Below are 26,050 nucleotides of genomic sequence, written 5' to 3' on the forward strand. Positions count from 1 at the left end.
CCCTCGGGGAGGCCCGGAGCCCGGCGCCCGGCGTCAACCCGGCACACCGGTCGGACGGTTCGAAGGCGCCCCCGGACGGTACCGCACGTGGTCGAACCGATCGGAGCGATCGGAGCGGCCGGATCGGTCGGGGCAGCTGAACGGACCCTGCCGAGGCGCCCGAAGACCTACGCCCCCGGTCCGACGGCCGGGCCTCGCCCAGGGTGTTCAGACCGACGGCGGCAGGATGGCGCAGAGTGCCTCGACCGCCGCCGCGTAGGCGTGGTCGGGCGGCGTGGCGTAGCCGACCACCAGGCCGTCCACGGCGGGCATGGCCGCCGGGTCGATCTCCGGGTGCCGGAAGTCGGCGAGGCCGTCGACGGCCAGGCCCCGGTAGGCGGCGGCCTTCAGCACCGAGCGCTCGGTGCCCGGTTCCAGCCGCAGCACCGCGTGCAGACCGGCTGCGATGCCGGACACCTCGACGTGCGGGGCGCTCGCCGCGAGCGCGGCCACCAGCTGGTCGCGGCGGTCCCGGTAGCGGCGGCGCATCCGGCGCACGTGCCGGTCGTAGCCGCCGGAGTCGATGAACTCGGCGAGGGTCAGCTGGTCCAACGCGCTGGCCCAGCCCTCGCGTTCGCCCTTGGCGGCGAGCACCCGGTCGACCAGGTGGTCCGGCAGCACCATCCAGCCGAGGCGCAGCGCCGGGGTGAGGCTCTTGCTGGTGCTGCCGAGGTAGACCACCCGCTCGGGGTCGAGCCCCTGGACGGCGCCGACCGGCTGGCGGTCGTAGCGGAACTCGCCGTCGTAGTCGTCCTCCAGGATCAGTCCGCCGCGCCCGCGCGCCCAGTCGACCACGGCGGCGCGCCGGCCCGGGTGCAGCGGGCCGCCGGTCGGGAACTGGTGGGCGGGGGTGAGCAGGGCCGTACGGACGTCCCGGTGCCGGGCCAACTCGTCGACGAGGGCGCCCTGTTCGTCGATCGGCAGCGGAACCGCGGTGACCCCGGCGGCGGCCAGCAGCCCGCGGTGGAAGCCCAGCCCGTACGCCTCGACGGCCAGCGGGCCGTTCTCGGCGGGCGGCAGCACGGGCCGCGCGCCGTCGAAGAGCAGCCGCAGCGCGTGGGCGAAGCCGGAGCAGATCACGATCCGGTCCGGGTCGGTGCGCACCCCCCGGGCGCGGGCCAGGTAGTCGGCGAGGACGGTGCGCAGCTCGTGCCGGCCCTGCGGATCGCCGGGGCCGAAGGCCTCGTTGGGCGCGACGGTGAGTGCCCGGCGGGCGGCGGCCAGCCAGCCGGTGCGGGGGAAGGAGGAGGCGTCGGGCTGGCCCTGACGCAGGTCGTGCCGGGGACCGGGGCGGGGCGAGGGCCGGCGGGCCCGGGCGGGCGGGACGGGTTCGGCGCGTTCGGCGACGGTGGTGCCGGAGCCCTGGCGGGCGGTCAGCCAGCCCTCGGCGACGAGTTCGGCGTAGGCCTCGGCGGCGGTGTTGCGGGCCAGGCCGAGATCGGTGGCGAGCGCGCGGTACGGCGGAAGCCGGGTGCCGGGTGCCAGTCTCCCGCTGCGGATCGCCTCGCGCAGCGCCGTCATCAGCGCGGCACGGCGGCCGCCGGTGGCGGGGAGGTCGAGGTGAAGGTCGTTTCCGGTCGGGCCAGCGGGCTCGGAGGGGTGCGTGCCCCGCGTCTCCGTCATGTTCACGCACCCTACCCGCCGCCCCGACCGCGCCCTGCGGGTGCCCCGCCACCGCCCCCGGGGCGCCCGGGCGGCGACCGAAGGACGGGACGGGTGCACAAGAGGGGTGTACGTACCGAGGGGCCGCGCGGGTCAGGGGACGACGGTCACCGGCCAGCGGCCCGCCTTCACCAGCCGGACCGCCACCGATCCGATCACCTTGTGCCCGGCCTGCTCGGAGACCCCGACCACCACGGCGTCCGCGCGCAGCTCGTCCGCGAGCTTGGCCAGCCCGCCGTACGGGTCGCCGCGCATGGTCAGGAAGCGCCAGTCCACCTTCCACACCTCACGGACCCGCTGCTCGGCGTCGCGCAGGGCGGCCAGCAGCTCGTCGGCGATCTCCTGGGTGGTCTCCTCCACCGCGGCCCCGGCCAGCGCGGTCGCGGCACCGAGGATCGGCTGGACGTAGGCCACCGCGAGGACGGCGCCCTGCCGGCGGGCCTGTCCGGCGGCGTAGGCGGTGGCGCGCCAGGAGGAGTCGGAGCCGTCCAGCCCCACCAGGATCACCTTGGGCCCGTCGGTCCCCAGCTCGAAGCCGCTGGGCGCGGCGGCGACCTCGTGGTCCCCGGCTCCGGTGGCTCCTCCCGGGTTGGCCCCTCCCGCGGCGGCGTCCGCCGCTCCCGCGCCCGCCGTGTCCGCCGCATCGCTCTCGTTGCTCATGCGCCCGAGGCTATGCCCGGCACCGTGCGTGAGTGCGGGGGGCACTCCGGGTGAGCCCTGTGGCGCGGGCCACCCGGAGCCCCGTCGGGCCGGACGGATTCGGCACCGGCCGCTCGGTGATCGTGACGCGCTGTCGACGATGTGCGCGGCCTCACACGGCTTCGGGAGTGGTGCGGGCCACTTCCGGGGGGATTTTGATCTTGGAAATAGGTGCAAATCAGGCGAAATCTGCACAATTCCTTGATCCTTACCTCCGGTAACAGGCCGCTGACGTGCCTAAACCTTCGAATCCTTGAAACGGCCACCACCTCCCCCGTAACTTCGAACCCGTTGCACCGAGCGATCCGCTCCGGACGGGCCTCACCGCCCACCGAGTCGGCACGGTGCCGGACCACGCGAGCGACGTGTCCCCGAAACCTACGGCCTTCCGAAGGCCTGGTTCCGCGTGCTCGCAGCCCCCTCCGAAAGGAAATTCATGACCTTCCGTAACGAGACTGCCGCTGCCACCACCACTGCCACCCCGAAGCGCCGCAACCGCGTCCGGATGGCTCTGATGGCCGGGGCGCTCACCGCCCTCCCGGTGGCCGGCCTCGTCACGGCCACCAGCGCCTCCGCCGCGCCGGCCACCGTCTGGGACAAGGTCGCCTCCTGCGAGGCCACCGGTAACTGGGCCATCAACTCCGGCAACGGCTTCTACGGCGGCCTGCAGTTCACCTCCAGCACCTGGGCGGCCTTCGGCGGCACCTCCTTCGCCCCGCGCGCCGACCTGGCCACCAAGGACCAGCAGATCTCCGTCGGCGAGAAGGTCCTCGCGGCCCAGGGCCCGGGCGCCTGGCCGGTCTGCTCCGTCAAGGCCGGTCTGAGCAAGTAAGACCCCCACGAAGCCGCCGCACCCCTGCCGGGTGCGGCGGCTTCGTCGTGTCTCCACGCGGGGGCGAGCCCCGGACGGGCAGGACCGGCCGGATCAGTCCGACCCGCTGCCGGCCCCGGCCCGACCGGCGAGCCCGACGACCAGGACGCACGGCACCAGCAGCAGGGCGAAGACCGCCGTGTACGCGCCGGCGCCCCCGCTCCCGCCCCCGCCCCCGGCCAGGCACAGGTTGAAGAGGGCGGAGCTCACACCCATCACCACCACCTGGCCGAGGTTCTGCGCGGTCTGCATCTCGCCGCCGGTCCGGCCCTGGCGGCCGGGCGGGCTGTGGGCGATGGAGAGCAGGGTCATGCTCGGCGCCGCGACCCCCATGCCCGCCGCCGCCACCACCAGCGCGGCACCGGCCGTCACGGCGGGTGACCCCGGCAGGGTGCCGACGCCCGCGATCAGCACCGCCAGGACGCACACCCCCATCCCGCCCGCCAGCACCCGGTGCCGTGCCCGGTGCTCCAGCAGGTGCCCCTGCACCCAGTTCGCCGCCGCCCAGACGACGGCCGCGCCGGTGAAGGCCAGCCCGGTCACCGCGGCCGGGACCTCACGGACGGTGTCCAGGAGCAGCGGGACGAAGGCCTCCAGCGTGAAGTACGCGCCCGAGGACAGCCCGCGCAGCAGTACGGTCGCGGGCAGTCCGCGGGCCGCCCGCCCGGTGCCGCCCGGCAGCAGCCGGGGGGCGAATGCGCCCAGCAGCCCGAGCCCGACGAGGGCCGCCGCCAGACGGCCCGGGTCCCAGCCGGACACCCCGTACTGGGCGAGCGCCGCACCCCCGCTCACCGCCGCCGCGACGGCCAGCGGCGGACGGGCGGCGGTCTCCGCCAACCCTTCCGCCCCTTCCGCCCCTTCCGCCCCCGCGGCACCGGGGCGGCGCAGCAGCGGCAGCACGGCCACGATCGGCAGGACGGTGATCGCCGCGAGCCCGAGGAACACCGCCCGCCAGGACCACCACCCCGCCACCAGCCCGGCCAGCGGCGGGCCGACCAGCGAGGGCACGATCCAGCAGGTGCTCATCAGTGACAGCGCGTGCGCCCGCAGCCGCCCGGGGTAGGCCCGCGCGATGGCGGTGGTGATGGCCACCGCCGTCATCCCGGCCGCGATGCCGTCCAGGAACCGCCCGGCGGCGAGCTGCCAGACGGTGGTGCTCGTCCCGGACACCACCAGGGTCGCCACCCCGAGCAGGATCCCCGCCACCAGCGGACGCCGCGCACCCGCCCGGTCCGCCCAACTCCCGCCCAGCACACCGCCGAACAGGCTGGCCGCCGTGAAGCAGCCGGCGACCAGCGGGTAGAGCGCCACCCCGTCGAGGTCGCTCACGGCCGCCGGCAGCGTGGGCACCACGGCCAGGGCGGCGAACCCGGTCAGGAACATCACCGCCGCGAACCCCGCCGTGGCGGCGGCGTACGGCCGCGCGTACAGGCTCGCGGCGGCCTCCGGCCCGGGGTCTCCGGGGTGTTCGGCGCGTCCAAGGTGTCCGGCTTGTCCGGCGCGCTCCGGCGCCCGGTCAGACATCAGCAGTCACGGGCCCCCAAGCTACGCGCGACAGCCCCGGGCGCACCAGGGGTTTCAGCTACGAGGTCCAGACCAATTCGGGTTCAGGCGGGCCGGGGCGGGAGCGGCAGCGGAAGGGCGGGCAGGCCGTCGATGCTGGTGCCGACGAGCGGCTTGCCCTCGCAGTAGGCGCCGAACTCCGTCTCGCCCTTGCGCTCGAAGTACTGGGCATGCAGGTCGCGGTCGCCGCGGTAGTCCATGAACGGCACCGCGTAGCCGCACGAGTCGCTCACCCGCTCCGCCCTGACCAGCACGATCGCCCGCAGGGCCGACCCGTCGGCGTCCGGGGCGAAGTGGCCGAGCAGCTCGGCGAAGCGCGGGTCGTCACGGAAGACCGGCTCGCCCCGGCCGTGCACCCGGACCACGGTGGGCGGGCCCTCGAAGGAGCACCACATCAGGGTGATCCGGCCGTTCTCCCGCAGGTGGGCCACGGTCTCGGCCTGCGAGCCGCCGAAGTCCAGGTAGGCGAGGGTGAGTTCGTCGATCACCGCGAGGGTGCCGGAGCGGCCCTTGGGCGAGAGGTTGACGTGCCCGTCGGCGGCCAGCGGGGCCGTCGCGACGAAGTAGACCGGCTGGCTCTCGATGAACCGGCGGAGCCGGCCCTCGATGCGTTCGTACTGCTTTCCCATGTGCGCGATTGTGCCCGCATCTCGGCTGGCAAGAAAGAAAAATCCAGCTCATGAGACATCCCCGACGGCCGGCGGACCGCCTAGGATAATCCGTGCACATGTCACCCGCCCGGCCGAGCACGGGAGTTGAGATGGCCCGCAGCACCCTCCTGACGACCGCACCCGGGATGGTCCTCGGCACGCCCGCGCCGCCGCTGCGCCGCTACGTCCTCGGCTACCGCGGCTACCGGCTGGACCTGCGGCAGCCGCGCCGCCGGCTGGAGGTGCCCACGGACGTGGTCACCGTGGCGCTCGCCTTCGAGGGCACGATGCGCCTCGTCGACGCCGTCGCCCCCGCGGCCGCCGCCTCCTTCGGCTCGGTCGCGGCCGGGCTGCGCCGCACCGCGACGATCGCCGAACACTCCGGCGTCCTGCACGGATTGGCGGTCTCGCTCACCCCGCGCGGCGCCTACCGGGCGTTCGGCCCGCTGGCCGGCGACCTCGGCGGGCAGTGGGCCGAGGCCGGGGACGTCCTGGGCCCGCGGCTGCGGGCGCTGACCGACCGGCTGGCCGACACCCCGAGCTGGCCGGCCCGGTTCGCCATGCTCGACGGGTACTTCGCCGCACTGTTCGCGTACGGCCCGGACTGGGACCCCTCCGTCCGCTGGGCCTGGCACCAACTCCGGCGCTCCCACGGGCAGGTACCGGTCCCCGCCCTGGTCGAGGGCACCGGGTGGAGCCGCCGCCGGCTCGAACTGCGCTTCCGCGAACACCTCGGAGTCGCCCCCAAACAGGCCGCCGGGATCCTCCGGCTCCAGCACACCCTGGCCCTGCTGGCCGCCGGCCCGGACCGCCCCGCCGGCGCCGACCTCGCCGCGCTCTGCGGCTACTACGACCAGTCCCACCTCGACCGCAGCTTCCGCGGCATGGTCGGCTGCTCCCCCCGCGCGTTCCTGGCCTCCCGCGACACCGCCGCCGCCCTCCCCGACCCCACCGACCGCGTCGCGGGCCGGGTGACCAGCGCCGTCCTCGACGCCGGCGCCGCCTAGGGACCGGGCGGCACGGGTCCGGCCAGCTCCGTGCGGGCCGTTCGGGGTCGGGCCGTCGACGCCCGGCACCCGGCCTGGTGCGCATTTGTACAAGACGTGCGGCGGCCCCGTCCGGCACCGTCGAAGGACCCGGCCGGTACGGGGGGCCGGCCGGTCACGGCGGTGGGGACGGGGCCGGGGCTCGGGGCGGGACGCCGGCCGAGCCCGGTCACTGCTTCATGTAGACGCCGTCCATGAAGTCGATGATCTGCTGGTCGGTCAGCCGCTGGCCGTCGCGGTGGCCCATCGCCAGGTCCGCCTCGCTGATCATGCCCACCAGCCGCTCTCCGTCGATCACCGGGATGCGCCGGATCTGGTGCTGCTCCATCTTGCGCAGCACCGCGTCCATGCTGTCGTCGGCGCGCACGCAGTGCAGGTGGCCGGAGAGCTCCATGGCGGTCATCGCGGCCGGGTCCTTGCCCTCCGCGATACATCGCAGCACGATGTCGCGGTCGGTGATGATGCCCTTCAGCTTCTGGTCGTCGCCGCAGATCGGCAGCGCGCCCACGTTCTTGTCGCGCATCATCCTGGCGGCGTCCGCGAGGGTCTGGTGGGCGCCGATGCACTGGGCGCCGGTGTGCATGATGTCTCGGGCAGTGGTCACGAGGACTCCTTCGTCGGTGGTTCCCCCCGTGTCCCCCCGGGCGGTGCGCCCCCACGCGCCCGACACGGCGCGGGCTGGGTGACCGCGCCCTCACCATAAGCAACACCGTGCCCGCCCGCGACCGCGCCGGGGACCCGCCCGGCCGCACGCCCCGCACCGTCCGCCCCGCCCCGCACGCCCCGCACCGTCCGCCCGGCACCGCCGGGAGCGGGAGCACCGATACTGGGAGGGTGACCACGGATACCGGGGAACCCGGCGCCGGGACCGTCGACGAGGCCGTCCTGGCCAGGCCCGCGACCGCGCTGCGTCCGTACGTGGCCTGGTACTCCGGCTACCGGCAGCGCGGCCTCGCCCCCGCGGTGCACCGCGGCCTGCCCTCCCCGTACCTGACCTTCATCCTCACCCTGGACGAGCCGCTGGTGATCGCCGGGCACCCCGACCCGGCGCAGCCGCCCGGGAGCTACCCGACCCTGCTCGGCGGCCTGCACACCGCCCCCGCGCTGATCACCCACGACGGTGCGCAGTCCGGGGTGCAGATCGCCGTGCACCCGCTCGCCGCGCGGACGCTGTTCGGGCTGCCCGCCGGGGAGTTGGCCGGGATCGACCTGCCCGCCGACGAGGTGCTCACCCGGCTGGACCCGTACCTGCGGGAGCGGCTGCAGGCCGCACCCGGCTGGGCGGAGCGGTTCACGGCCCTGGACGGGGCGCTGCTGCGGGCCGCCCGGCCGTCCGGGCGGGTGCCGCCGGAGGTCGGCTGGGCCTGGCGGGCGCTGCGGCGCAGCGGCGGCGCGCTGCCGGTGGCGGAGCTGGCCCGGGAGACCGGCTGGAGCGCCCGGCACCTGCAGGAGCGGTTCCGCCGGGAGACCGGGCTGACCCCGAAGGCCGCCGCCCGGGTGATCCGCTTCGACCGGGCCCGGCACCTGCTGGCCGCCACCGACGCGCCGCCCCGGCTGGCCGAACTGGCCGTGCGCTGCGGTTACTTCGACCAGGCGCACCTGGCCCGGGAGTTCCGCGCGCTGGCCGGGGCCGCGCCGAGCACCTGGCTGGCGGCGGAGGGGCCGGAGGCGGCGAAGTTCCGAAACGTCCAAGGCGGGGAGGTCGGGGCGGCCGCAGAGTGGGAGGCGTAGCGGAACCCCGCACACCGCCGGCGCTCCCGCGCCCGTCCCGAGGAGAGAGAGCCATGGACGCCACCGAGACCCCCGCCCCGCAGGTCTGGCCCAGCCTGCGCGCCACCGACGCCCGGGCGCTGATCCGCTTCCTGGTCGAGGCCTTCGGCTTCCAGGAGGTCGTCGCCTACGGTGAGGGCGATTTCGTCGCCCACGCCGAACTGGCCTGGCCCGAGGGCGGCGGTGTGATGCTCGGCTCCGGCCGCGAGACGCCGGACGGCGCCGCGCCCTGGGCGGGCAAGCCGGGCGGCTTCACCGCGTACGTGGTCACCGCCGAGCCGGACGCCGTGCACGCCCGCGCGCTGGCCGCCGGCGCCGAGATCACCACCGCGCCGCACGAGACCGAGTACGGCTCGCGGGACTTCGCCGCCGCCGACCCGGAGGGCAACCGCTGGTACTTCGGCACCTACCCGGGCGCGCCCCGGCCGGTCGCGCGGTGAGCCCGGTGCCCTCGCCGGGTCCCGCACCCGTTCCCCCGCCGGGGTCCACGCCCGGGTCCACGCCGGTGGAGCGGCTGCGGGCGCTCTGCCTGGCGCTGCCGGAGGCCGAGGAGCGGGTCAGCCACGGGGAGCCGAGCTGGTTCGCGGGCTCCGGCCGCCGGGCCCGGATGTTCGTGATGCTCTCCGACCACCACCACGACGACCGCCTCGGCTTCTGGTGCGCGGCGCCCGGCGGCGCGCAGGAACGGCTGACCGGCGAGGACCCCGCGCGCTACTACCGCCCGCCGTACGTCGGCCACCGGGGCTGGCTCGGCGTGTACCTGGACGGGCCGGCGCCGGACTGGGCCCGGATCGAGGGCCTGGTCGCGGACGCCCACGCCCTGGTCGGCCCGGGGCTCTGACCAGGGCCCGGGGCGCCGGCCCCGGCCCCGGGCGCCGGCCGCCGAACCGGGGCAGACTGACAGCGGGGGCCACCCACCGGACGCTTCGGAGACGGACCGTGCCGCAGATGACGGTGGACGGGCGCACCCTCGCGCTCTCCCACCTCGACAAGGTGTACTACCCGCGCACCGGCACCCTCAAGGGCGACGTGCTGCGCTACTACGCCGCCGTCCACGCCGCCCTGCTGCCCCACCTGCGCGACCGCCCGGTCTCCTTCCTGCGCTGCCCGGACGGCGTCGAGGCGCAGTCCTTCGTCGCCAAGAACCCGCCCCCGGGCACCCCGGACTGGGTGCGCACCGTCGACGTCCCCAGCAACACCGGCGAGCTGCGGCAGGTGGTCCTGGAGGACGGCGCGGCGCTGCTCTCCGTCGCCAACCTGGGCTGCCTGGAGCTGCACGTCCCGCAGTGGCACGCGGCGGCGCCCGCGCTAGCCGACCGGCTGGTCCTCGACCTCGACCCCGGCGAGGGCGCGGACGTCCTCACCTGCCGGACGGTCGCGCTGCTGCTGCGCGACCGCCTGGCGGCGGACGGCCTCACCGCCTGGGTGAAGACCTCCGGTTCCAAGGGCCTGCACCTGCTGGTCCCGATCGAGCCCACGCCCAGCGCCAGGGTCTCCGCCTACGCGAAGGCGCTGGCCGCCACCCTGGAGGCCGAGCACCCCGAACTGGCCGTACACACCATGGCCAAGGCCCGGCGCCACGGCCGGGTGCTGGTCGACTGGTCGCAGAACAACGCCAAGAAGACCACCGCCGCGCCGTACACCCTGCGGGCCCGGCCGCGGCCGACGGTCTCCACCCCGCTGTCATGGGCGGAGCTGGAGCGGGCGGGCGACGAGCGGGAGCTGACCTTCACCCTCACCGAGGTGCCCGACCGGCTGGCCGCCGACGGCGACCTGTTCGCCCCGCTGCTGGACCCGGAGCGGGCCCGGCCACTGCCCGCCGCACCCCCGGCACCGACGGCACTCCCGACGCCGACGGGTCCGAAAGCTCCGACGTCTCGGGCAGCTCCGACGTCTCGGGCAGCTCCGACGTCTCGGGCAGCTCCGACGTCTCGGGCAGCTCCGGCAGCGCACGGGCGGGTGCGCGGGCCGCGCCCGGTCCTGGAGCCGCCGGTCGAGGTGATGCGCCCCGCCGCCGTCACCGCCGTCCCGCCCGCGGACGGCCTGGGCGGCGGTGGCGTGCAGTACGAACTGAAGCTGGACGGCTTCCGCTGCGTCGCCTTCGCCCGCGGCGACCGCCCGCCGTTCCTGCAGTCCCGTACCGGCCGCGACCTCTCCCCCGAGTTCCCGCCGATCGCCGCCGCCGTCGCCCGGCTCCCCGAGGGCCTGGTCCTGGACGCCGAACTGGTCGCCTGGCGCGGCGGCCGGTTCGCCTTCGGCGAGCTGCTGCGCACCCGCCGGGCCCGCGCCGCCGCCCCGGAGGTGGCCCTCGGCCTGATCGCCTTCGACCTGCTGGCGCTGCCCGGCCGCGACCTCCGCCGGCTCCCGCTCACCGACCGCCGGCGCCTGCTGCTCGCCGCCCTCGCCGACGTCCCGCCACCCGTCCAGCCGGTGCTGGCCACCACCGACCGGGCGGAGGCGCTGGAGTGGATGGCGCAGCTCGCCGACACGGGTGTGGAGGGCCTGGTCTGCAAGGCCGCCGCCTCCCCCTACCGCCCGCGCGGCGCTGGACACGCCTGGGTCAAGTACCGCCGGAGCGACACCCTCGACGCCATCGTCCGCGCCGTCACCGGCCCGGCGAACCGCCCGCATGCGCTGGTCCTCCAGTTGGAGGACGGGCGGGTCTTCCTCACGACTCCCCGGCTCACCCCCGTCCAGGCCCGTGAGGTCGCCGAGCTCGCCGGCCCCCTGCTCGGCCCGCCCGCCACCGACCCCGACCACGGCCCCGTCCACCCCCTCAACGGCCCCCTGCGCGCCGAGCTCACCCTGACCGGCCGCCCGCCAACCGCCACCTTCGTCCGTCTCCGGGGCGACTGACACCACCCGCCGACGGCCCGCTGTCGGCGCCCACTGCCGGCGCCGACTGTCGGTGGCCGCCCGTAGGATCCGCGCCATGACCGTACGTGACCACCGCGCCGAGGCCGCCGCCGCGCTGCGGGAGCGCGGGCCGGCCCTGATCGCCCGGCTGCGCTCGGCCGACCACGCCGACGAGGCGGAGGGAGACGCCCTGCTCGAGGAACTCATCGCGCTCTACCCGTACTACCCGCACTGGGCCGACCTGCTCTTCTGGCACACCCCGGACGCGACGGACGAGGAGGTGCTGCGCACGGCGCTCACCCACCGGCCGATCGCGCTCTGAAGCACGCTCCGAAGCCGATCACGCTTCGAAGCCCGGTCCTACCAGGGCCACTTCCGCCGCTTCGTCGTCGCGTGGGCGAACTCCGTCACGAACGCGTCCTCGAACAGCGGCAGGTCGTCCGGCTTGCGGCTGGTCACCAGGACGCCGGGGCCGTCGTGGCAGACGTGCACCGGCTCGTCGACCCAGTGGGCGCCGGCGTTGACCAGGTCGGTGCGCAGGCTGGGCCAGGAGGTGACGGTCCGGCCGCGGACGGCATCGGCCTCGATCAGCGTCCAGGCGGCGTGGCAGATCGCCGCGACCGGACGGCCCGCGGCGCAGAAGCCGTGCACGAAGGCCACCGCCGGACGGTCCAGGCGCAGCCGGTCCGGGTTGGCGACGCCGCCGGGGAGGACCAGTCCGTCGTAGTCGGCCGGATCGGCCCCGGCGACCGTGACGTCCACCGCGAAGGTGTCGCCCAGGGCGCGGTGCCGGACGGCCTGGACCCGCCCCTCGGCGGTGGACAGCAGGCGCGGGGTGCCGCCGGACTCGGCGACCGCCTGCCAGGGTGAGGTCAGTTCGACCTGCTCGACGCCGTACGGCGCGACCAGGAAGGCGATCGTCCGGCCGGTGAGCGTGGTGGCCGGCCAGCGCTTGGTGAGCGGCCGGGGCATGGGTGGCTGCCGCTCAGCGCGGACGGAGCGCGGCCAGGTCGACCGCGGCGGGCGGGGCGGAGCTGAGCCTGGCCCGCGGACAGTCGAGGTGGACGGCGCGGACCAGGTGGTCGACCCGGGCGACCAGGCCCACCGGGACGAGCACCCGGGTGCCCGGCACCCAGGGCTCGGCGTCGACGAGCAGGCGGTCCCCGGTGTCCTGCTCGACCCGGCCGACCGGGCCGTCGGTCGCCAGCACCTCGTACCCGACCAGGCCGAGGTCGGCGGCGGGGTGCGAACCCGGGCGGTGCTCCCACAGATCGGTGCTCATGGCGCTACGCCTCCGGCCGGTCCCAGGGCCGCCGTTCGCGGCGCTCGGGGTGCTCCTCCGGCTCGGCGACGACGGCCCGCCCCGACCGGGAGGCGCTCCGGCGGCGCAGCAGCTCCGAGGTGGCCACGGCCGCCGACACGGTGGCCGCCCAGACCACGCCGAGCGCGACCAGCACGGCCGTGTTCGGGGTCCGCACGCCCACCCCGAGACAGATCGCCGTCATCACCAGGGCGGTCAGCACCACTCCGGCCGTCACCCGGCGCCCGACGGCACGGAGCACGCGCCGGAGCCGGCCGGGCCGTTTGGCGCCCATCGTGCTCAACTTCCGGTCGAGCTTCGTGTCCTGGCGCAGATCGGACTCGATCTCCTCGAGGAGCCGCCGCTCCCATCCGCTCAAAGCGGGTCCGTCCATCTCGGTCACCTCCGACACTTCCGGTGACGTGCTCGCACCCGGGCGGTTCCCGGTACGGGCCGGCGCTAACCGTTCCGGGGACCACCTGTTCCGGCTCCCACGGGTCCGAAGGCCCGGGGACGGGCGAGCAGGCTGTCGTCCAGGACGTGCAGCAGGGCGGCGGCGTCGCGGTGGACCTCGGCCGCACCCGCCGCCCGCAGCTCCGGGCCGGCGTCGCCGCCGGTCTCCAGGGCGACGCACGGCACCCCGGCCCGCCGCGCCGCCCGCACCTCGCGCACGCTCCCGGCGACGGCCACGGCGTGCGGGGGCCCGCCGTCCACCAGCGCCAGGGCGGCCCTCAGCGGGTCTCCCCCGGGATCCGCCACGGTCAGGGCAGGGGCCCCGACGGGCCCGGGCCCGGTCAGCACGACCGTCCAGCCCCGGGCGGCGCACTCGCGCAGCAGCTCGGCACCGCCCGGCAGCGCGGGCCGCCAGTCCGTACCGAAGAGAGCCGCCGAGATCACCGTCATGGCCACCGCTTCCGTTCGCAGGCCACGCACCGTACGCGCCCTTCCAGACTAGGGCCTGTCCGCGAACTCCCGCCTGCGGGCGGACGCTCCGCCGTCCTCCGCCGGGAGCCGCCCCCACCCTCCGGCCGACCCGCGGTGGCGAAAACGGCTTGGCGGCCGCTCGTGGCGCCGGGATACTCCGGGAGTCCGTGGGCGGGGGGAGAGTGTGTGGCGGTGTTCGCGTGCGCCGGGTGCGGTGCCGGGCTGAGCGTTCCGGTGGCGCGGGTGGCGCTGCCGGCCCATGCGTTCCGGAGCGGGGGCGAGCGCTACCTGCCGCCGGTGCTGCCACCGGGGGCGTACGCCGTCGACCCTGAACCGCACGGGCCGCCGTTCCGGCGGTGGGCCGAGGTCGGAGCGGGGGAGGCGGCCGCGCACGGGGTGTACGCGCCGGTGCCCCACGTGTCCTTCGGTGCGCCCGGCCGGATCCTGCTCGCGCCCGGTGACACCTGCGGCACCGTCCTGATCCCCGAGCGCTGCGACGGCTGCTGCGGCTCGGACGGCGGGGTCGGCCCGAACCTGGCCTGCGCCCGCTGCGGGCGGGAGGTCGGCACCCGGATCGACGACTGTTACCGGTGGCAGGCGGTGTGGCTGGAGCCGGGCGCGGTGCGCGAGCTGCCCGTCGAGGGGCCTGGCCGGCCGCCCGGGGACGGCTGGACGGTGACCGGTCTGCCGCCGGTCGAGCCGCTCGGCTGGTGGAGCGACCAGTGGTCCGCCGCGGTCGGCACGGCGCTGGCGCACCTGCTGGCGGCCTCGGCGGGCGGGCCGCTGGTGCTGCCCGACGGCCTGGTCACCGCGGTCTTCGGCCGGGTGCCGGCCTCCGTCCTGCCGAGCCCGCTCGCCGCGGGCGCCTCGGCCCGGACGGTCGCCCTGGTCGGCCCCGGCCTCGACCCCCGACCGGGACCGGGACCGGGTACGGGACCGGGTCGGGCGCCGGACATCGCGCTGGTCCCCCGGCACCCCTGGACCGGCGAGACCTGGCAGCCCTCCGGCGGCGCGGTGCCCGTCCCGCTGGACGCCGAGGTGTGGACGTACCTGGCCGCTCCCGAGACCGCGTCCACGACCCGCCTGCCCGAGGGCGTCGAACGCGACGACCCGCTCCCGCTGCGGCCGAACTGGCTGTTCCAGCCGGACCGGTGGCTGCTCCTGGACCGCCTGGCACGCCTGCCCGCCGTCCGCGAACCGTGGTTGCGCGCGGTCTACGACCGACTCGCGGCCGACGTCCCGGGCTTCCACCTCTGACGTTCCGTCATGCGACGGTGGGCACGCCCGCGTTGGCGAGGACCTCCCGGGCCGGCAGCGCGACGCTCGCGGCGGCGGTGAGACCGGTGGCCTCCAGGTGGGCGTCCGCGATCCGCAGGCCGGCCGCGTACCCGGCGAAGTCCGGCAGCCCCACCGGCTCGCAGCCCATGAGGCGTGCCGTCGCGTCGCCGTAGACGTACGGGGGCAGGTTCCGCATCCCGGCCACGTCGATCCCGGCGGTGACCTTCCGGCAGGCGTGCTCCAGCTCGGCGCCGGTCAGCGTCGTCGACCACGGGCCGAGGGCCTGTTCGCCGGCCAGCTCCCGGACGAAGGCCTCGGCCAGCCCTTCGGCGACGACCTGCTCGCCGACGGTGACGGTCATCGGATTCCAGGCCACGTTGGCGTAGCGCACGTTGTGGTGGAGCTCGTGGGCCGCCGCGTGGCCGATCTTGGCCAGGGCGGTCTCGGTCGGCCACATGAGCAGCTGGATCGCGCCCGGGAAGCCGCCCATGCCGAAGTAGCCGCGGTTGCGGACGGTCAGGTGCTCGTCGTCGGGGTCGCCGAGCACCACGACGACGTGCACCGTGTCGGCGTGCGCGACGCCGGGCACCGCGCCGTCGATCCGCTCCCACGCGGCGGCGAGCGAGTCCTCGACCCGCTGCCAGACCCCGGCGTCCCGCATCCGGCGCACGGCGGCCGGGTACCGCGGGTCCTCGCGGTCGAGCCGGAAGCCGCTGCCCATCCGGTGCATCGCGACCAGGTCGGCCTCCCCCGTCACCGCGGCCATCACGCCCTCCATCGGGCGGTACAACTCCCGCAGGGCGTCCGGCCGCTCCTCCACCGGAAGCCGGAGCAGTTCGAGCATGGCGCTCGCCGTGTCATGAACGATGATCTTCATGCCACGGACGCTAGGTCCTCCCGCTACGTGAGGGTCAAGCGGACCGGCCCGGCTCGGGGTAGGGGTCCGAGGCGAGGCGGGCGTGGAGGTGTTCGTCCTGGTAGTCGCGGCCCTCGAAGCGCCAGGAAGCGCGCAGCGTCCCCTCGTGGGGGAAGCCGGCGCGTTCGGCGACCCGGCAGGAGGGGTCGTTGCCGACGGCGTGGAACAGCTCGATGCGGCGGGCTCCGGCGGTCTCCACGGCCCAGCGGGTGACGGCGGTGGCGGCGCGGGTGGCGAGGCCGCGGCCGCGGGCGGCGGTGAGCAGCCAGTAGCCGACCATCGCGATGCCGTCGGCCCGGTTGCTCCAGCGCAGGAAGGCGTTGCCGAGGAGGGCGCCGCCGGGGGCGTCGGTGATGGCGAAGGCTGCCATGGTGCCGTCGGCCCAGTGGGCGTCACAGCGGTCCAGGTAGGCCTCGGCGGCGGCCGGGTCGGTGGAGTCGAGCGGGTTCCAGCGGGCGATCTCCGGGTCCGTCGAGGCGGCGACGAGCGCGGGCACGATGCCGCCAGGGACGTCGAGGGCGCGCCCCCAGGGCCGCAGCAGGGCGTCGCCGAGGTCGATCACGGCGGGACGGAACACCCGCTGGTCGACGGCGGGTTCACTGGTGGTGGTCATGCCGTCTTCCTATCCCCGGTCCCCCGCGCCCGCCAGCGATTTATCCCGCCGGAGCCCGGCGAGCCCGGTCAGGCCCGGTCGGCGCTCGGTGAGGCCAGCCGGCGTCCGGCCGGCGTCCGGTGACCGCGCGGGGCGGGTGCACCGGACGCCACCGCCGGAGGGGCCGGGTCAGATCCGGGACAGGTAGCCGTTGTCCACCAGCCAGAGCACGTTCAGCTTGGCCGGGCCGCCGGGCACCAGGGTGGTGTCGAGCTGGTACTGCAGGCCCCACCCGGGCTGGTTGAACCAGGGCGCGATCGGGCCGGCGTGCACCTTGAAGGGCTTGACCACCTTGTAGTCGTGGTAGTTGCAGGCGGCCGCCGGGTTGCCGTCCAGGCTCTGCGGCGGGATCGCGCGGTTGGCGTAGGGCAGGCCCTCGGGGGCGAGGAAGGCGCCGTACTCGCTGCCGTAGCGGTCGATGTTCTGGTTGGGGTAGAGGGTGATGTCGAACTCGACCGGGCTGCCGTCGGGCAGGGTGACGTAGCCGTCGGCGGGCGGGTACTTCCAGCCGCCCTTGCCGCCGTTGGCGGCCGCGTCGTAGTAGGTCGCCAGGAAGTCCTGGTCGCTCGCGCCGCCGGTGCGCTGGTAGCCGACCAGTTGGCGGCCGACCCGGCCGGTGGTCGGGAGGTCCTGCGGGCCGAGGCGGGCGTCGTCGTGCCGGAAGGCGGCGGAGCACTGGTCGGCGGGGGTACCCGTCGCCCCGGCGGTGGCGGCCGGGGCGGCCGCGGCGGCCGGGAGGCTCGGGGCGAGTACGGCGGCGGCCGCGGCGAGGGGCGCGGCGAGCAGGCGAAGGCGAAGGCGCACGGTGTCTCCGTCGATCGGGTCAGCGGTCGAGAACGGAGCCACGGGGGTGTGTTTCGCTCACCCTCCGTGGCTGGTTCGACACCAGGCAATCGGATCATCTGATGATTCGTCAACATGATCCGAACGACAGCCGGTCGTACTCCGCCCTTTCGGCCAAACCCGGGACACCGCGACCGCCCACCCGCGAGGATGAACGGTCCGGCCCCCTCAGCGGCCCGGGGCGACCCGCCCGATCAGGTGGAGCAGCCGGTCGAGGGAGTCCTTCGAGTTGGGCTCGGTGAGGTTGACCATGAGCCGGAACGCCACCTTCAGCAGCGCCGGGTGGCCCAGCCCGGCGCCACCGGCGGCGCCGAGCAGCTTGGGGCGGCCGAGCAGGTCGGCGGCCAGCCGGCCGAGCGCGAAGTACCCGGCATAGGCGGAGCGCAGCGCCTGCGGGTAGGCGCGCAGGGCGAGCTCCCGGCCGCGGTCGGTGCGGCGGGCGAGGGCCTGGACGATCGTCTCGGCGGCGTAGCGGCCGGATTCCATCGCGTAGGCGATGCCCTCGCCGGTGCCCGGGCTGACCGTGCCGCCCGCGTCGCCGACCAGCAACAGGCCGTCCGCGTAGTGGGGTTGCCGGTTGAGGCCCATCGGGAGGGCGGCGCCGCGGATCGGCTCGGTGACGCCCTCGGGGGTGTAGCCGTACTCGGGCGGCAGGTCCTCGCACCAGTGGCGCAGCAGTTCCCGCCAGTCCACGTCGACCTTGGCGGTGTCGAGGACGCCGAGGCCCACGTTGGCGGTGCCGTCGCCCATGCCGAACACCCAGGCGTAGCCGGGCAGGAGGCGCCGGGCCGGGTCGTTCGGGTCGCGCAGGTCGAGCCAGGCCTCCAGGTAGCGGTCCTCGTGGCGCGGGGTGGTGAAGTAGGTCCGGTAGGCGACGCCCATCGCGCGGTCGGCGCGACGGTAGCGCTTCATCGCGACGGAGAGCCGGGTGGAGTTGCCGTCGGCGGCGACCACGATCGGGGCCCGGTAGGCGACGGGCTTGCGGTCCTCGCCCAGTTTGGCCGTGACGCCGGTGATCCGGCCAGTCCGTTCGTCGACCAACGGACCCGCCACATTGGCGCGTTCGACGAGCCGGGCGCCGTAGGAGGCGGCCTTCCGGGCGAGCAGCTGGTCGAAGTCGGCGCGGCGGCGGACCAGCCCGTAACCGGGGAAGGCGGACAGCTCGGGCCAGTCGAACTCGATCGAGCGCCGACCGGCGATCAGCCGCAGGCCGCGGTTGTGCAGCCAGCCGGCCTCCTCGGAGACGTCGATGCCGAGGTCCGTCAGCTGCTTGACGACGCGCGGGGTGAGCCCGTCCCCGCAGACCTTCTCGCGCGGGAAGGCGGACTTCTCCAGGAGGAGGACGTCCAGGCCGGTGCGGGCCAGGTGGGCGGCGGCGGTGGAGCCGGCCGGGCCGGCACCGACCACGATGACGTCGGCGCTCTCCTCGGCGGTCTGCTCTGGGCCGGGCATCGCTCTCTCCCACGGGTCGGATCGGCTGCTCACGCAGCGGAATCGGCGGACTGGGCGGTTCCAGACGGACGATAGAGAAACCTGGCACCCGCCCGCCGCCCCGACACGCAGGCCGCCCCCGATGACCGGTCAATACCGGCCACCTCCGCCGCCTGGGTTCACCCGCCGGGTCGGGTAACGGAGTTGACCGCCGCCACCCTCGCCACCGGGTGCACCACACACGAAACCATGACAACAGGGTGATCGGATCGTTGTAACGAACTCATCGGACCAACCCACCACAACGTCACATTCCGGCCAAACTTCCCTTGCGTCACGTTTCCCACTGCGGGAACTTTTGAGCCCCTCCCGTCGCACGGCACCGGCCCCCACCGAACGTCCGACCCGAGGCTCCCTCCCACCGCGCAGGCTCGTCCCCGCCTGCCGTACCCGATGGATCGCCCATGCACATCCGTTCCACCGCCGCGCGCTCCCTGGTGGCCGTCCCGACCGCCGCCGCCCTGATGCTGCTCGCCCCCGCCGCCGCTCACGCCGTCGCCGGCGGCGGCAAGGGCGGTGCTCCCGGCAACAACGGCACCGTCAAGATCCACGACTCCGCCACCGGCCAGGAGGACGTCCGCAACGAGCCCAAGGTCTGCACCTTCTACCTGGACTCCTTCGGCTTCGACGCCAACCAGGACGTCATCTGGGCGATCACCACCGTCGGTGGCGGCCCCAACGAGAAGCTCGTCGCGTACGGCGACATCCCGGTCGACGGCCACGGCCACGTCCGCACCGAGGACATCCACCTGCCGGACGGCCACTACAAGCTGTACTGGCAGTCCGTCGAGCTGGTCGACGGCGAGCTGCCGGAGGACACCAAGCTCAACAACCCCAAGCACAAGGTCTTCAAGGTCGACTGCGGCGGCGAGACCCCGGCCCCGACCGGCAAGCCCTCCCCGACCGTGAAGCCGACCCCGGCCAAGACGCCGTCGCACGGCCCGACCTCCGTGCCGACCACGCCGTCGCACAGCCCGTCGGCGCCGGCCACGCCCTCGGCCACGCCGTCCGCCCCGGTCACGCCGAGCGCGAGCACCAGCACCAAGCCGTCGGAGACCCCGAGCGCCACGCCCACCACCCCGGCGGCCACCACCCCGGCGCCGACCACCCCGGCGACCGCCGAGCCGACCGTGGCCCCCACGGACGTCCCGAGCGCGGGCCCGTCGACCCCGCCGACCGCCACCGTGCCGGTGCACACCCCGACCACGGAGACCCCGGTCAACCCGGACGCGCCGCTGCCGCTGCCCACCAAGGTCAGCGTCCCGACGCCGATCCCGGGCGCCGCGTCGGACGGCAAGAAGCTGGCCAGCACCGGTAGCGACGGCACCCTGCTGTACGCGGGCGCCGGCACCGCCCTGCTGGTCGCCGGCGCGGGCGCGGTGGTCTACACCCGCCGTCGCCGCACCACCTCCTGAGGCACCACCTCCTGAGGCACCGGGCCCGTCCGGGGCGCTGACCCCGCCCCGGACACCCGCCCCGGACACCCGCCCCGGGTACCCGCCGTGACTGAGCCACGGCACCACCGAGCCCCTGGACCCGCGAGCAGCAGCGGGCCCAGGGGCTCGTTGTCGTACCACGGCGCCCGCGTCCCCTGGGGTACGCGGCCGACGGCGCCGCCGTCCGACGATGCGGGCCCCGGTCACGGGGGTGGAACCGGGGCCCTCATCCCCTTCCACGGGCGGCCCGCCGTCCCGGGTTCACCACTGGCACCACCGATCCCATCCGCCCGCCCCCGGACGAGCGCCCCACGCGGCCCCCGACCGGGTGCGGGGCGCGAGGGCGACGTCCCCGGCCGCCGCGCCCCGGGCCGCGCGGGCCGACCGCCGCCGCTGCGGCGGGGCGTAGGGGGCGGGGCTCCGGTCGCCGGGCGGGGCCCCGCGCGGCCCCGGCCCGGGACGCCGTCGGCCTCCGGGAACGCCGGAAGCCCCTGGCCGCACGGGGGAACGGGCCAGGGGCTTCCACCGTGGACTACGGCCGGCCCGCCGTCACGGGTTCACCGCCAGGACCACGTACCCCGCCAGCACCGCCAGGTGCACCGCGCCCTGCAGCGGCGTCGCGCGGCGCGGGATCACCGTGAGGGTGCCCAGCACCACCGTCAGGGTCAGCAGCACCATGTGGGCGGGCTCCAGGCCGAGCACGAGCGGGCCGGACAGCCAGGTGGAGGCGATCGCGACCGCCGGGATGGTGAGGCCGATGCTGGCGAGCGCCGAGCCGAGGGCCAGGTTGAGGCTGGTCTGCACCCGGTTGCGGACGGCCGCGCGCAGCGCCGCGATGGTCTCCGGCAGCAGCACCATCAGGGCGATCACCACGCCGACGACGGCGTGCGGGAGTCCGGCGTCCTCCACCGCCTGCTCGATGGTCGGCGAGACGCCCTTGGCCAGGCCCACGACCGAGACCAGCGCGACGCCGAGCAGCAGCAGGCTGACCCCGGCGGCGCGGACGCTGGGCGGGCTCACGTGCTCCTCCTCGTCCATCACCCGCCCCTCGGGGGTGACGGCCAGGAAGTAGTCGCGGTGCCGGACGGTCTGGGTGGCCACGAACAGCCCGTAGACCACGAGCGAGGCGGTGGCCGCGTAGGTCAGCTGGGTGGTGGAGAACTGCGGACCGGGCGAGCTGGTGGTGAAGGTCGGCAGCACCAGGCTGAGGGTCGCCAGGGTGGCGATGCAGGCGAGTGCGGCGCCGGTGCCCTCGGCGTTGAAGACGGCGGTGCGGTACTTGATCGCGGCGACCAGGATGGACAGGCCGAGGATGCCGTTGCAGGTGATCATCACGGCGGCGAACACGGTGTCCCGGGCGAGGGTGGAGGACTTGTCCCCGCCGTCGGCCATCAGGGTCACGATCAGCGCGACCTCGATCACGGTGACCGCCACCGCGAGCACCAGGGACCCGAAGGGCTCCCCCGACCAGTGGGCGATGACCTCGGCGTGGTGCACGGCGGACAGCACGGCGGCCACCAGGAAGCAGGCGACCACGCCCACCACCCAGCCGGGCAGGTCTTCGTGCCAGGTCAGGGCGAGGACGACGAACGACACCACCGGAACGACGACGGTCCATTGCGCGGCGGCCGCGCGGAGCTTCGTGATCATGCCGCCGAGGATCCCAGACCGGGGGCCCGCCACCCGGGTGCCCGCGCCGGGACACGGAGGGATGTGGCAGGACTCGTCCCCTTTTGGCCACTCACCCTCCGTAGTCGGCGAGGTACCGGACGACCTTGTCGACATGGGGACGCACCCGCTCCGGGACGCCCCCGGCCGCCTCCACGGTCTTGTCGCTGGTCCGGTAGCCGGCCGCGAGCAGGGCGGGCAGGTCGCGGGTGAGGCCGGCCCGTTTGAACTGCTGGTCGAGCCAGCAGACGTAGTTGCCCATGGCCGCGATCGCGTCCCCCGGGTCCAGGTACGACTTGGGGCCGCCGTGCGTGGCGGCCTTGCCCCAGGCCTCGAAGACGGCGGGCGTCCACATGGCGATGCCGTACTCGCCGGTCTCCGGGTGGGCCGCGTTCGGGTCGAAGCCGCTCTCGGCCTTGAGCATCGCGGCCAGCAGGACCGGGGTGACCTCCGGCTCGGGGCAGCGCCGGGCGGCGGTGTCGATCATGCCCCGGTAGGCGACCGGGACGTCCGAGCCGACCGGGATCGCCCCGGGCAGCGGGATCGCCCCGGGCGGCGGGGGCGGCGCGCGGTGGGCGCCCGGCCCGGCGGGCTCCGGCGCTCCGGTCAGGACGAGGACGGCGCACGCGCCGGCCAGCAGTCCCGCACCGGCCCGGACGGCGGCGCGGCGGCGGCGCCGGGCCGGACGGGCGGTGGCCCGGGCGACCAGCGCGTCCAGGTCGGCGCGGGCCCGCTCCTCCCGCCCGGGGGCGAGGCAGGCGGCGACCACCGGCCGCCAGCGCGGGGGCAGTGCCTCGTCCAGCCGCAGCGGCGCCGCGCCGCGCGCGTAGGCCTGGGCGGCCAGCGAGCGGGCCCGGGCGGTGGCGCCGAGGAAGGGGTGCAGGCCGCCGGTGAGCAGCTGGTGGGCGATCACGCCGAAGGCCCAGAGGTCGGCGCTGGGGCGCACGGCGACCCCGCGCGCGCCGGTGCGCTGGGACCACCACTCGGGCGGGACGTATTCGGGCGAGCCCAGCGGCGGGGCGTAGGCGTGGGTGCCGTCCAGCTCGGCGGTGAGGCCGAAGTCGGCGATCTTGGCGGTGCCGTCGGGCATCAGGAGGATATTGGCCGGTTTCAGGTCCCCGTGCACCCAGCCGGACCGGTGCATGTGGGTCAGTCCGGCGCAGACCTCGGCGAGGAGGCGCTCGGCGCCGGGCACCGCCGTACCGGGGCGGGCGGCGGCCAGGACGTCCTGGAGGCTGCGGGCGGCGCGCTCCATCACCAGGGCGACGGCGCCGTCCAGTCCGGGGTGGTCCGGGTCCTCGACGGTGGCCACGGCGAGGGTGCGGATCAGGTGCGGGTGGTCGGCACTGCGGCTGAACCGCTGCTCGCTGCGGGCCATCAGGGCCACGGTGCGGCGCTGGCCGGGGCTGAACCGGGCCGCGCCGAGGAGCTTGACCGCGACCGGGGTGCCGTCCGGACCCTCGGCGGCGTGCACGCTGCCCCAGGCGCCCGCGCCGAGGAAGGCGCCGAGTCGGTAACCGGCCACCGGGTAGCCGTCCGGGACCTCGAACGGCGGGCCCTCCCCGGGCGGCGAGGCTTCCGGGGGCCGGGCCCCGGGCGGCGCACCGGCCTGGGGCGCGCCGGCCGACTGCGCACCGCCCGGCAACCGCCCCGCCGGCGGCTCCGGAGCGGGCCTCACGGCCGGGCGGCCGCGCGCCGCGGCGGGAGCAGGGCCAGGTGCTCCTCCCGGACGAGGTCGAACCTCAGGGCCAGGGCGGCGAGTTCCTCGCGCTTGCCGCCGCCCGGCCCCTCCTCGTACGGCTCGCGCAGCCGCAGTTTGGTCTCCACCAGGTAGTCGATGTGGTAGTTCACCGCCGAGCGGGTCAGCCCGCGGCAGGAGGGCAGGCCGCGCAGCCGGGCCAGCACCTCCGTCACGCCGGGGACGACGGCCGCGGAGGGCGAGCGCAGCCGGGGCTCGCAGAGCGCGAGCAGCACCAGGAAGTACTTGGCGGTCGGGTCCAGGGCGAAGGGGCTGACGGTGTGCTCGCCGTCGGCGCCGCCGGGCCGCCCGTCCAGGTAGGCGTGCTGCGGGGCGAAGACCTTGAAGGTGGCGGGTTCGCCGAGCGCGGGCAGCAGCACCCGGGAGAGCTCGAACGGCACCGGTGCGCCGAGCCGGCCCGGCGCCACCTTGATGTGCTCGCCCGCGCCCTCCAGGTTCTCCACCACGTAGGTGGCGGAGGCGCTGAAGTTGGACAGCCGCCAGTAGTCCTCGGCGGCCACCACCTCGCCGGCGCGGCGGGAGACGCCCTGGTCGGGCAGCGGGACGGCGACCGGCCGGCCGGGCTCGCCGCGCCCGAACACGGCGGTCTCGCCCGGGCCCATCCGCAGCAGTTCGGGCGCTTCGCGGGGCGCCATCTCGGGCCCCGGACAGGGAAGTTGCACGATGACCGTGTCCACGCAGCCACCTCCGTGGGATCGGACCGATGGTATCCGTCCGATTCGCCCCGGAGGCAAACCGCCACTCGGACGAGTGATGGGACACCGCCAACCCGTTCCGGCCGGGCCGGAGTTGCCGTCCGGTCGGCACCTTCGCTCGCGCCCTCGCCCTTGCCCTCGCCCACGAACTGATCCCCTGTCAGGACAGGAGCTGTCCGGATTCCGAACACTCGGCGAATGGTTGCAGCATGTAGTTGAACGGTCACCATGAGTGTGACGCAACGCACACACGCAGTGTTCACAATGTGTGCAAGACTCATCCCAAGGAGTGAGATTCCCTTACTTTCCAAGGAGGTTCGCAACATGCGCACTCGGATCGCAGCTGTGATGATGACGGTGGCAGGGATCGCCGGGCTGACGGCAGGCCCGGCCATGGCCGCCACGGCAACGTCCGAGGCCGACACCGTGGCCTGCGCCACGGTGCTCAACCGCCCCTGCATCTCGCACCAGGCCGACGGCGCGGGCGTCGTCGGCATCGCCCAGGTCACGGCCGACCCCGCCCAGCTGACGGTCGTCAAGGTCGAGGTACGCACCCAGGCCGCCTGGGGCAGCCCGTGGGAGACCGCCGCCTCGGCCACCACCGTCAAGCTCGGCTCCGCCAAGGCCGTCACCCCGCGCGTCACCACCACCGACCTGCGGATCATCTGTGCCACCGCCGGTCCGGCGCTGGACGCGACCAAGCAGGTCACCACCTGTACCAGCCCGTTCTGACCGCCCGGCCCCTGACGGGCGGCATCCGCACCACCCGCACCACCCGCACCACCCGCACCATCCGCACCGCCGGGCAGTAGCCCCACGAACGAGCCGGGATCCCCGCCCGGCTCCGGGCCGGTCGCCGGGACCCCCGTTCCCGGCGACCGGCCCATCGGCGTTCACCGCCCGGAAGCACCCCGCGAGCACCGCGCGCCACCCCCCACGAGAGGAAGAGGACGAGGTGAGGCGCCGCCTCCGACCAGCCCCGGGTGGACCTGGGGCACCCGTTCACGGCAAACTGGTCTAGACCTCGGAGGTCTAGACCTCAGACTCGCCTCAGAACGGTGGACCCAGTATGGAAATCGTGATCGTCCCTGACGCCCCAGCGGCCGGCGAACTCATCGCCGCGGCGATCACCGATCTGCTGACCGACAAGCCCGACGCCCTGCTCGGCGTGGCGACCGGCTCGACCCCGCTGCCGATCTACCAGGCCCTCGCCGCGCGCGTCGGCGACGGCCGGCTGGACGCCTCCCGCGCCCGCGTCTGCCAGCTCGACGAGTACGTCGGCCTGCCCACCGGCCACCCGGAGTCCTACCGCTCGGTGGTGCTGCGCGAGGTCGTGGAGCCGCTCGGCCTGACCGAGGACTCCTTCCTGGGCCCGGACGGCAACGCCACGGACATCGCCGCCGCGGCCACCGCCTACGACCGCGCGCTGACCGAGGCCGGCGGCGTCGACCTCCAGCTGCTCGGCATCGGCACGGACGGCCACATCGGCTTCAACGAGCCCTGCTCCTCGCTCGCCTCCCGGACCCGGATCAAGACCCTGACCCGGCAGACCCGCGAGGACAACGCGCGCTTCTTCGACAGCATCGACGAGGTCCCGCACCACGTGATCACCCAGGGCATCGGCACCATCCTGGAAGCCCGCCACCTGGTCCTGCTCGCCACCGGCGAGGCCAAGGCCGAGGCCGTGGCCCTCTCCGTCGAGGGCCCGCTCTCCGCCGCCGTCCCCGCCTCGGCGCTCCAGCTGCACCCGCACGCCACCGTGGTCGTCGACGAGGCCGCCGCCTCCCGCCTCAAGCTCGCCGACTACTTCCGCGACACCTACGCGGCCAAGCCCGCCTGGCAGAAGCTCTGAGCACGTTCTGAGCGAACGCTGCTGAGCGCTGCCGCGCAGCCGTGACGGCCGGGGCGCCGGTCACCGATGGACTCGGTGAC

Annotated in this window: 27 protein-coding genes and 1 pseudogene; 12 read left to right on the forward strand and 16 right to left on the reverse strand. The window is 75.4% G+C overall.

Annotated elements, in window-relative coordinates; all coding sequences use genetic code 11:
• Window positions 1-207: 207 nt before the first annotated feature.
• Together pdxR and IE332_RS28830 are read right to left on the reverse strand one after the other, a co-directional pair.
• A complete protein-coding gene (gene pdxR, locus IE332_RS28825) occupies window positions 208-1,662 on the reverse strand; it encodes a MocR-like pyridoxine biosynthesis transcription factor PdxR (protein ID WP_189921960.1) in 1,455 nt (484 codons plus the stop codon).
• A 132-nt stretch (window positions 1,663-1,794) separates the two neighbouring features.
• Window positions 1,795-2,361: a universal stress protein gene (locus tag IE332_RS28830; protein WP_189921962.1), complete on the reverse strand. Its 567-nt coding sequence runs from the start codon at window positions 2,359-2,361 to the stop codon at window positions 1,795-1,797.
• Between the two features lie 475 nt (window positions 2,362-2,836).
• On the opposite strand from IE332_RS28830, the gene IE332_RS28835 reads away from it, so the two are divergent.
• Window positions 2,837-3,232: a transglycosylase family protein gene (locus IE332_RS28835; RefSeq protein ID WP_189921964.1), complete on the forward strand. Its 396-nt coding sequence runs from the start codon at window positions 2,837-2,839 to the stop codon at window positions 3,230-3,232.
• 93 nt (window positions 3,233-3,325) lie between these two features.
• On the opposite strand, the gene IE332_RS28840 is transcribed toward IE332_RS28835, so the two are convergent.
• Together IE332_RS28840 and IE332_RS28845 are read right to left on the reverse strand one after the other, a co-directional pair.
• Complete coding sequence (locus tag IE332_RS28840) at window positions 3,326-4,795, reverse strand: MFS transporter (protein WP_189921966.1); 1,470 nt, start codon at window positions 4,793-4,795, stop codon at window positions 3,326-3,328.
• 83 nt (window positions 4,796-4,878) lie between these two features.
• Window positions 4,879-5,463, reverse strand: coding sequence for a pyridoxamine 5'-phosphate oxidase family protein (locus IE332_RS28845; protein WP_189921968.1), 585 nt, complete (start codon window positions 5,461-5,463; stop codon window positions 4,879-4,881).
• 131 nt (window positions 5,464-5,594) lie between these two features.
• Here IE332_RS28845 and IE332_RS28850 point away from each other — a divergent pair, with 131 nt between their 5' ends.
• Entirely contained in the window at window positions 5,595-6,491 is an 897-nt protein-coding gene (locus IE332_RS28850; protein WP_189921970.1) for a helix-turn-helix domain-containing protein, read from the forward strand.
• Between the two features lie 208 nt (window positions 6,492-6,699).
• Here the strand turns inward: IE332_RS28850 and IE332_RS28855 are convergent, their stop codons facing one another.
• A complete protein-coding gene (locus tag IE332_RS28855; protein WP_189921972.1) occupies window positions 6,700-7,134 on the reverse strand; it encodes a CBS domain-containing protein in 435 nt (144 codons plus the stop codon).
• A 230-nt stretch (window positions 7,135-7,364) separates the two neighbouring features.
• On the opposite strand from IE332_RS28855, the gene IE332_RS28860 reads away from it, so the two are divergent.
• The 6 genes and pseudogenes from IE332_RS28860 to IE332_RS28880 all read left to right on the forward strand — a co-directional run bounded on the left by IE332_RS28860 (window position 7,365) and on the right by IE332_RS28880 (window position 11,478).
• Entirely contained in the window at window positions 7,365-8,261 is an 897-nt protein-coding gene (locus IE332_RS28860) for an AraC family transcriptional regulator (RefSeq protein ID WP_189921974.1), read from the forward strand.
• 53 nt (window positions 8,262-8,314) lie between these two features.
• Entirely contained in the window at window positions 8,315-8,740 is a 426-nt protein-coding gene (locus IE332_RS28865; protein ID WP_189921978.1) for a VOC family protein, read from the forward strand.
• Window positions 8,741-8,805: 65 nt separating this feature from the next.
• Window positions 8,806-9,141 (forward strand): MmcQ/YjbR family DNA-binding protein, encoded by a 336-nt coding sequence (locus IE332_RS28870; RefSeq protein WP_189921979.1) that lies wholly within the window; start codon window positions 8,806-8,808, stop codon window positions 9,139-9,141.
• A gap of 107 nt (window positions 9,142-9,248) precedes the next feature.
• Window positions 9,249-10,121 (forward strand): annotated as a pseudogene (gene ligD, locus IE332_RS41300) (non-homologous end-joining DNA ligase); the annotation flags it as partial.
• Between the two features lie 180 nt (window positions 10,122-10,301).
• Window positions 10,302-11,156 (forward strand): ATP-dependent DNA ligase, encoded by an 855-nt coding sequence (locus tag IE332_RS41305; protein ID WP_229929001.1) that lies wholly within the window; start codon window positions 10,302-10,304, stop codon window positions 11,154-11,156.
• 76 nt (window positions 11,157-11,232) lie between these two features.
• Entirely contained in the window at window positions 11,233-11,478 is a 246-nt protein-coding gene (locus IE332_RS28880) for a hypothetical protein (protein ID WP_189921981.1), read from the forward strand.
• A gap of 38 nt (window positions 11,479-11,516) precedes the next feature.
• On the opposite strand, the gene IE332_RS28885 is transcribed toward IE332_RS28880, so the two are convergent.
• The 4 genes from IE332_RS28885 to IE332_RS28900 form a co-directional block, all read right to left on the reverse strand.
• A complete protein-coding gene (locus IE332_RS28885) occupies window positions 11,517-12,128 on the reverse strand; it encodes a type 1 glutamine amidotransferase domain-containing protein (protein ID WP_189921982.1) in 612 nt (203 codons plus the stop codon).
• Window positions 12,129-12,141: 13 nt separating this feature from the next.
• Window positions 12,142-12,438, reverse strand: coding sequence for a PRC-barrel domain containing protein (locus tag IE332_RS28890; protein WP_189921983.1), 297 nt, complete (start codon window positions 12,436-12,438; stop codon window positions 12,142-12,144).
• Window positions 12,439-12,442: 4 nt separating this feature from the next.
• Window positions 12,443-12,850 carry a DUF3040 domain-containing protein gene (locus tag IE332_RS28895; protein ID WP_189921984.1) on the reverse strand — a complete coding sequence of 136 codons (408 nt, stop codon included), beginning with the start codon at window positions 12,848-12,850 and terminating at the stop codon, window positions 12,443-12,445.
• 65 nt (window positions 12,851-12,915) lie between these two features.
• Window positions 12,916-13,359: an HAD family hydrolase gene (locus IE332_RS28900; RefSeq protein WP_189921985.1), complete on the reverse strand. Its 444-nt coding sequence runs from the start codon at window positions 13,357-13,359 to the stop codon at window positions 12,916-12,918.
• Between the two features lie 207 nt (window positions 13,360-13,566).
• On the opposite strand from IE332_RS28900, the gene IE332_RS28905 reads away from it, so the two are divergent.
• A complete protein-coding gene (locus IE332_RS28905; RefSeq protein WP_189921986.1) occupies window positions 13,567-14,637 on the forward strand; it encodes a hypothetical protein in 1,071 nt (356 codons plus the stop codon).
• A 7-nt stretch (window positions 14,638-14,644) separates the two neighbouring features.
• On the opposite strand, the gene IE332_RS28910 is transcribed toward IE332_RS28905, so the two are convergent.
• From IE332_RS28910 to IE332_RS28925, 4 genes are all read right to left on the reverse strand, one after another.
• On the reverse strand, window positions 14,645-15,535 hold the full coding sequence (locus IE332_RS28910; protein ID WP_189921987.1) for a DUF2268 domain-containing putative Zn-dependent protease: 891 nt from the start codon (window positions 15,533-15,535) through the stop codon (window positions 14,645-14,647).
• 34 nt (window positions 15,536-15,569) lie between these two features.
• Window positions 15,570-16,187: a GNAT family N-acetyltransferase gene (locus tag IE332_RS28915; RefSeq protein ID WP_189921988.1), complete on the reverse strand. Its 618-nt coding sequence runs from the start codon at window positions 16,185-16,187 to the stop codon at window positions 15,570-15,572.
• A gap of 168 nt (window positions 16,188-16,355) precedes the next feature.
• On the reverse strand, window positions 16,356-17,030 hold the full coding sequence (locus tag IE332_RS28920) for a TNT domain-containing protein (protein ID WP_229928995.1): 675 nt from the start codon (window positions 17,028-17,030) through the stop codon (window positions 16,356-16,358).
• 207 nt (window positions 17,031-17,237) lie between these two features.
• A complete protein-coding gene (locus tag IE332_RS28925) occupies window positions 17,238-18,521 on the reverse strand; it encodes a geranylgeranyl reductase family protein (protein ID WP_189921990.1) in 1,284 nt (427 codons plus the stop codon).
• Window positions 18,522-18,964: 443 nt separating this feature from the next.
• On the opposite strand from IE332_RS28925, the gene IE332_RS28930 reads away from it, so the two are divergent.
• A complete protein-coding gene (locus IE332_RS28930) occupies window positions 18,965-19,975 on the forward strand; it encodes an LPXTG cell wall anchor domain-containing protein (RefSeq protein WP_189921992.1) in 1,011 nt (336 codons plus the stop codon).
• Between the two features lie 570 nt (window positions 19,976-20,545).
• Here IE332_RS28930 and IE332_RS28935 read toward each other — a convergent pair.
• The 3 genes from IE332_RS28935 to IE332_RS28945 form a co-directional block, all read right to left on the reverse strand.
• The gene (locus IE332_RS28935) at window positions 20,546-21,646 is read right to left on the reverse strand and encodes a calcium:cation antiporter (protein WP_189921994.1); all 1,101 of its coding nucleotides are present in this window, start codon (window positions 21,644-21,646) and stop codon (window positions 20,546-20,548) included.
• A 91-nt stretch (window positions 21,647-21,737) separates the two neighbouring features.
• Window positions 21,738-23,189, reverse strand: coding sequence for a serine/threonine-protein kinase (locus tag IE332_RS28940; protein ID WP_229928996.1), 1,452 nt, complete (start codon window positions 23,187-23,189; stop codon window positions 21,738-21,740).
• A gap of 149 nt (window positions 23,190-23,338) precedes the next feature.
• Window positions 23,339-24,100, reverse strand: coding sequence for a serine/threonine protein kinase (locus IE332_RS28945; protein ID WP_189921999.1), 762 nt, complete (start codon window positions 24,098-24,100; stop codon window positions 23,339-23,341).
• 342 nt (window positions 24,101-24,442) lie between these two features.
• Between IE332_RS28945 and IE332_RS28950 the strand changes: the two genes are divergently transcribed.
• Together IE332_RS28950 and IE332_RS28955 are read left to right on the forward strand one after the other, a co-directional pair.
• Window positions 24,443-24,850, forward strand: a complete 408-nt coding sequence (locus IE332_RS28950; RefSeq protein ID WP_189922001.1) for a hypothetical protein — start codon at window positions 24,443-24,445, stop codon at window positions 24,848-24,850.
• Between the two features lie 337 nt (window positions 24,851-25,187).
• The gene (locus IE332_RS28955; protein ID WP_189922003.1) at window positions 25,188-25,970 is read left to right on the forward strand and encodes a glucosamine-6-phosphate deaminase; all 783 of its coding nucleotides are present in this window, start codon (window positions 25,188-25,190) and stop codon (window positions 25,968-25,970) included.
• The last annotated feature ends 80 nt before the right edge of the window (window positions 25,971-26,050 follow it).

The sequence above is a fragment of the Kitasatospora xanthocidica genome (assembly GCF_014656195.1).
GTDB classification, from domain to species: Bacteria; Actinomycetota; Actinomycetes; order Streptomycetales; family Streptomycetaceae; genus Kitasatospora; species Kitasatospora xanthocidica.

Bases quoted from the DNA above. Each gene is read 5' to 3' on its own strand.
- IE332_RS28930 (WP_189921992.1), top strand. From the start codon at position 18,965: ATGCACATCCGTTCCACCGCCGCGCGCTCCCTGGTGGCCGTCCCGACC.
- IE332_RS28950 (WP_189922001.1), top strand. From the start codon at position 24,443: ATGCGCACTCGGATCGCAGCTGTGATGATGACGGTGGCAGGGATCGCC.
- IE332_RS28885 (WP_189921982.1), bottom strand. From the start codon at position 12,128: ATGCCCCGGCCGCTCACCAAGCGCTGGCCGGCCACCACGCTCACCGGC.
- IE332_RS28830 (WP_189921962.1), bottom strand. From the start codon at position 2,361: ATGAGCAACGAGAGCGATGCGGCGGACACGGCGGGCGCGGGAGCGGCG.
- IE332_RS28925 (WP_189921990.1), bottom strand. From the start codon at position 18,521: ATGCCCGGCCCAGAGCAGACCGCCGAGGAGAGCGCCGACGTCATCGTG.
- IE332_RS28955 (WP_189922003.1), top strand. From the start codon at position 25,188: ATGGAAATCGTGATCGTCCCTGACGCCCCAGCGGCCGGCGAACTCATC.
- IE332_RS28850 (WP_189921970.1), top strand. From the start codon at position 5,595: ATGGCCCGCAGCACCCTCCTGACGACCGCACCCGGGATGGTCCTCGGC.
- IE332_RS28890 (WP_189921983.1), bottom strand. From the start codon at position 12,438: ATGAGCACCGATCTGTGGGAGCACCGCCCGGGTTCGCACCCCGCCGCC.
- IE332_RS28900 (WP_189921985.1), bottom strand. From the start codon at position 13,359: ATGACGGTGATCTCGGCGGCTCTCTTCGGTACGGACTGGCGGCCCGCG.
- IE332_RS28880 (WP_189921981.1), top strand. From the start codon at position 11,233: ATGACCGTACGTGACCACCGCGCCGAGGCCGCCGCCGCGCTGCGGGAG.
- pdxR (WP_189921960.1), bottom strand. From the start codon at position 1,662: ATGACGGAGACGCGGGGCACGCACCCCTCCGAGCCCGCTGGCCCGACC.
- IE332_RS28935 (WP_189921994.1), bottom strand. From the start codon at position 21,646: ATGATCACGAAGCTCCGCGCGGCCGCCGCGCAATGGACCGTCGTCGTT.
- IE332_RS28910 (WP_189921987.1), bottom strand. From the start codon at position 15,535: ATGAAGATCATCGTTCATGACACGGCGAGCGCCATGCTCGAACTGCTC.
- IE332_RS28895 (WP_189921984.1), bottom strand. From the start codon at position 12,850: ATGGACGGACCCGCTTTGAGCGGATGGGAGCGGCGGCTCCTCGAGGAG.
- IE332_RS28835 (WP_189921964.1), top strand. From the start codon at position 2,837: ATGACCTTCCGTAACGAGACTGCCGCTGCCACCACCACTGCCACCCCG.
- IE332_RS28845 (WP_189921968.1), bottom strand. From the start codon at position 5,463: ATGGGAAAGCAGTACGAACGCATCGAGGGCCGGCTCCGCCGGTTCATC.
- IE332_RS41305 (WP_229929001.1), top strand. From the start codon at position 10,302: ATGCGCCCCGCCGCCGTCACCGCCGTCCCGCCCGCGGACGGCCTGGGC.
- IE332_RS28865 (WP_189921978.1), top strand. From the start codon at position 8,315: ATGGACGCCACCGAGACCCCCGCCCCGCAGGTCTGGCCCAGCCTGCGC.
- IE332_RS28915 (WP_189921988.1), bottom strand. From the start codon at position 16,187: ATGACCACCACCAGTGAACCCGCCGTCGACCAGCGGGTGTTCCGTCCC.
- IE332_RS28840 (WP_189921966.1), bottom strand. From the start codon at position 4,795: ATGTCTGACCGGGCGCCGGAGCGCGCCGGACAAGCCGGACACCTTGGA.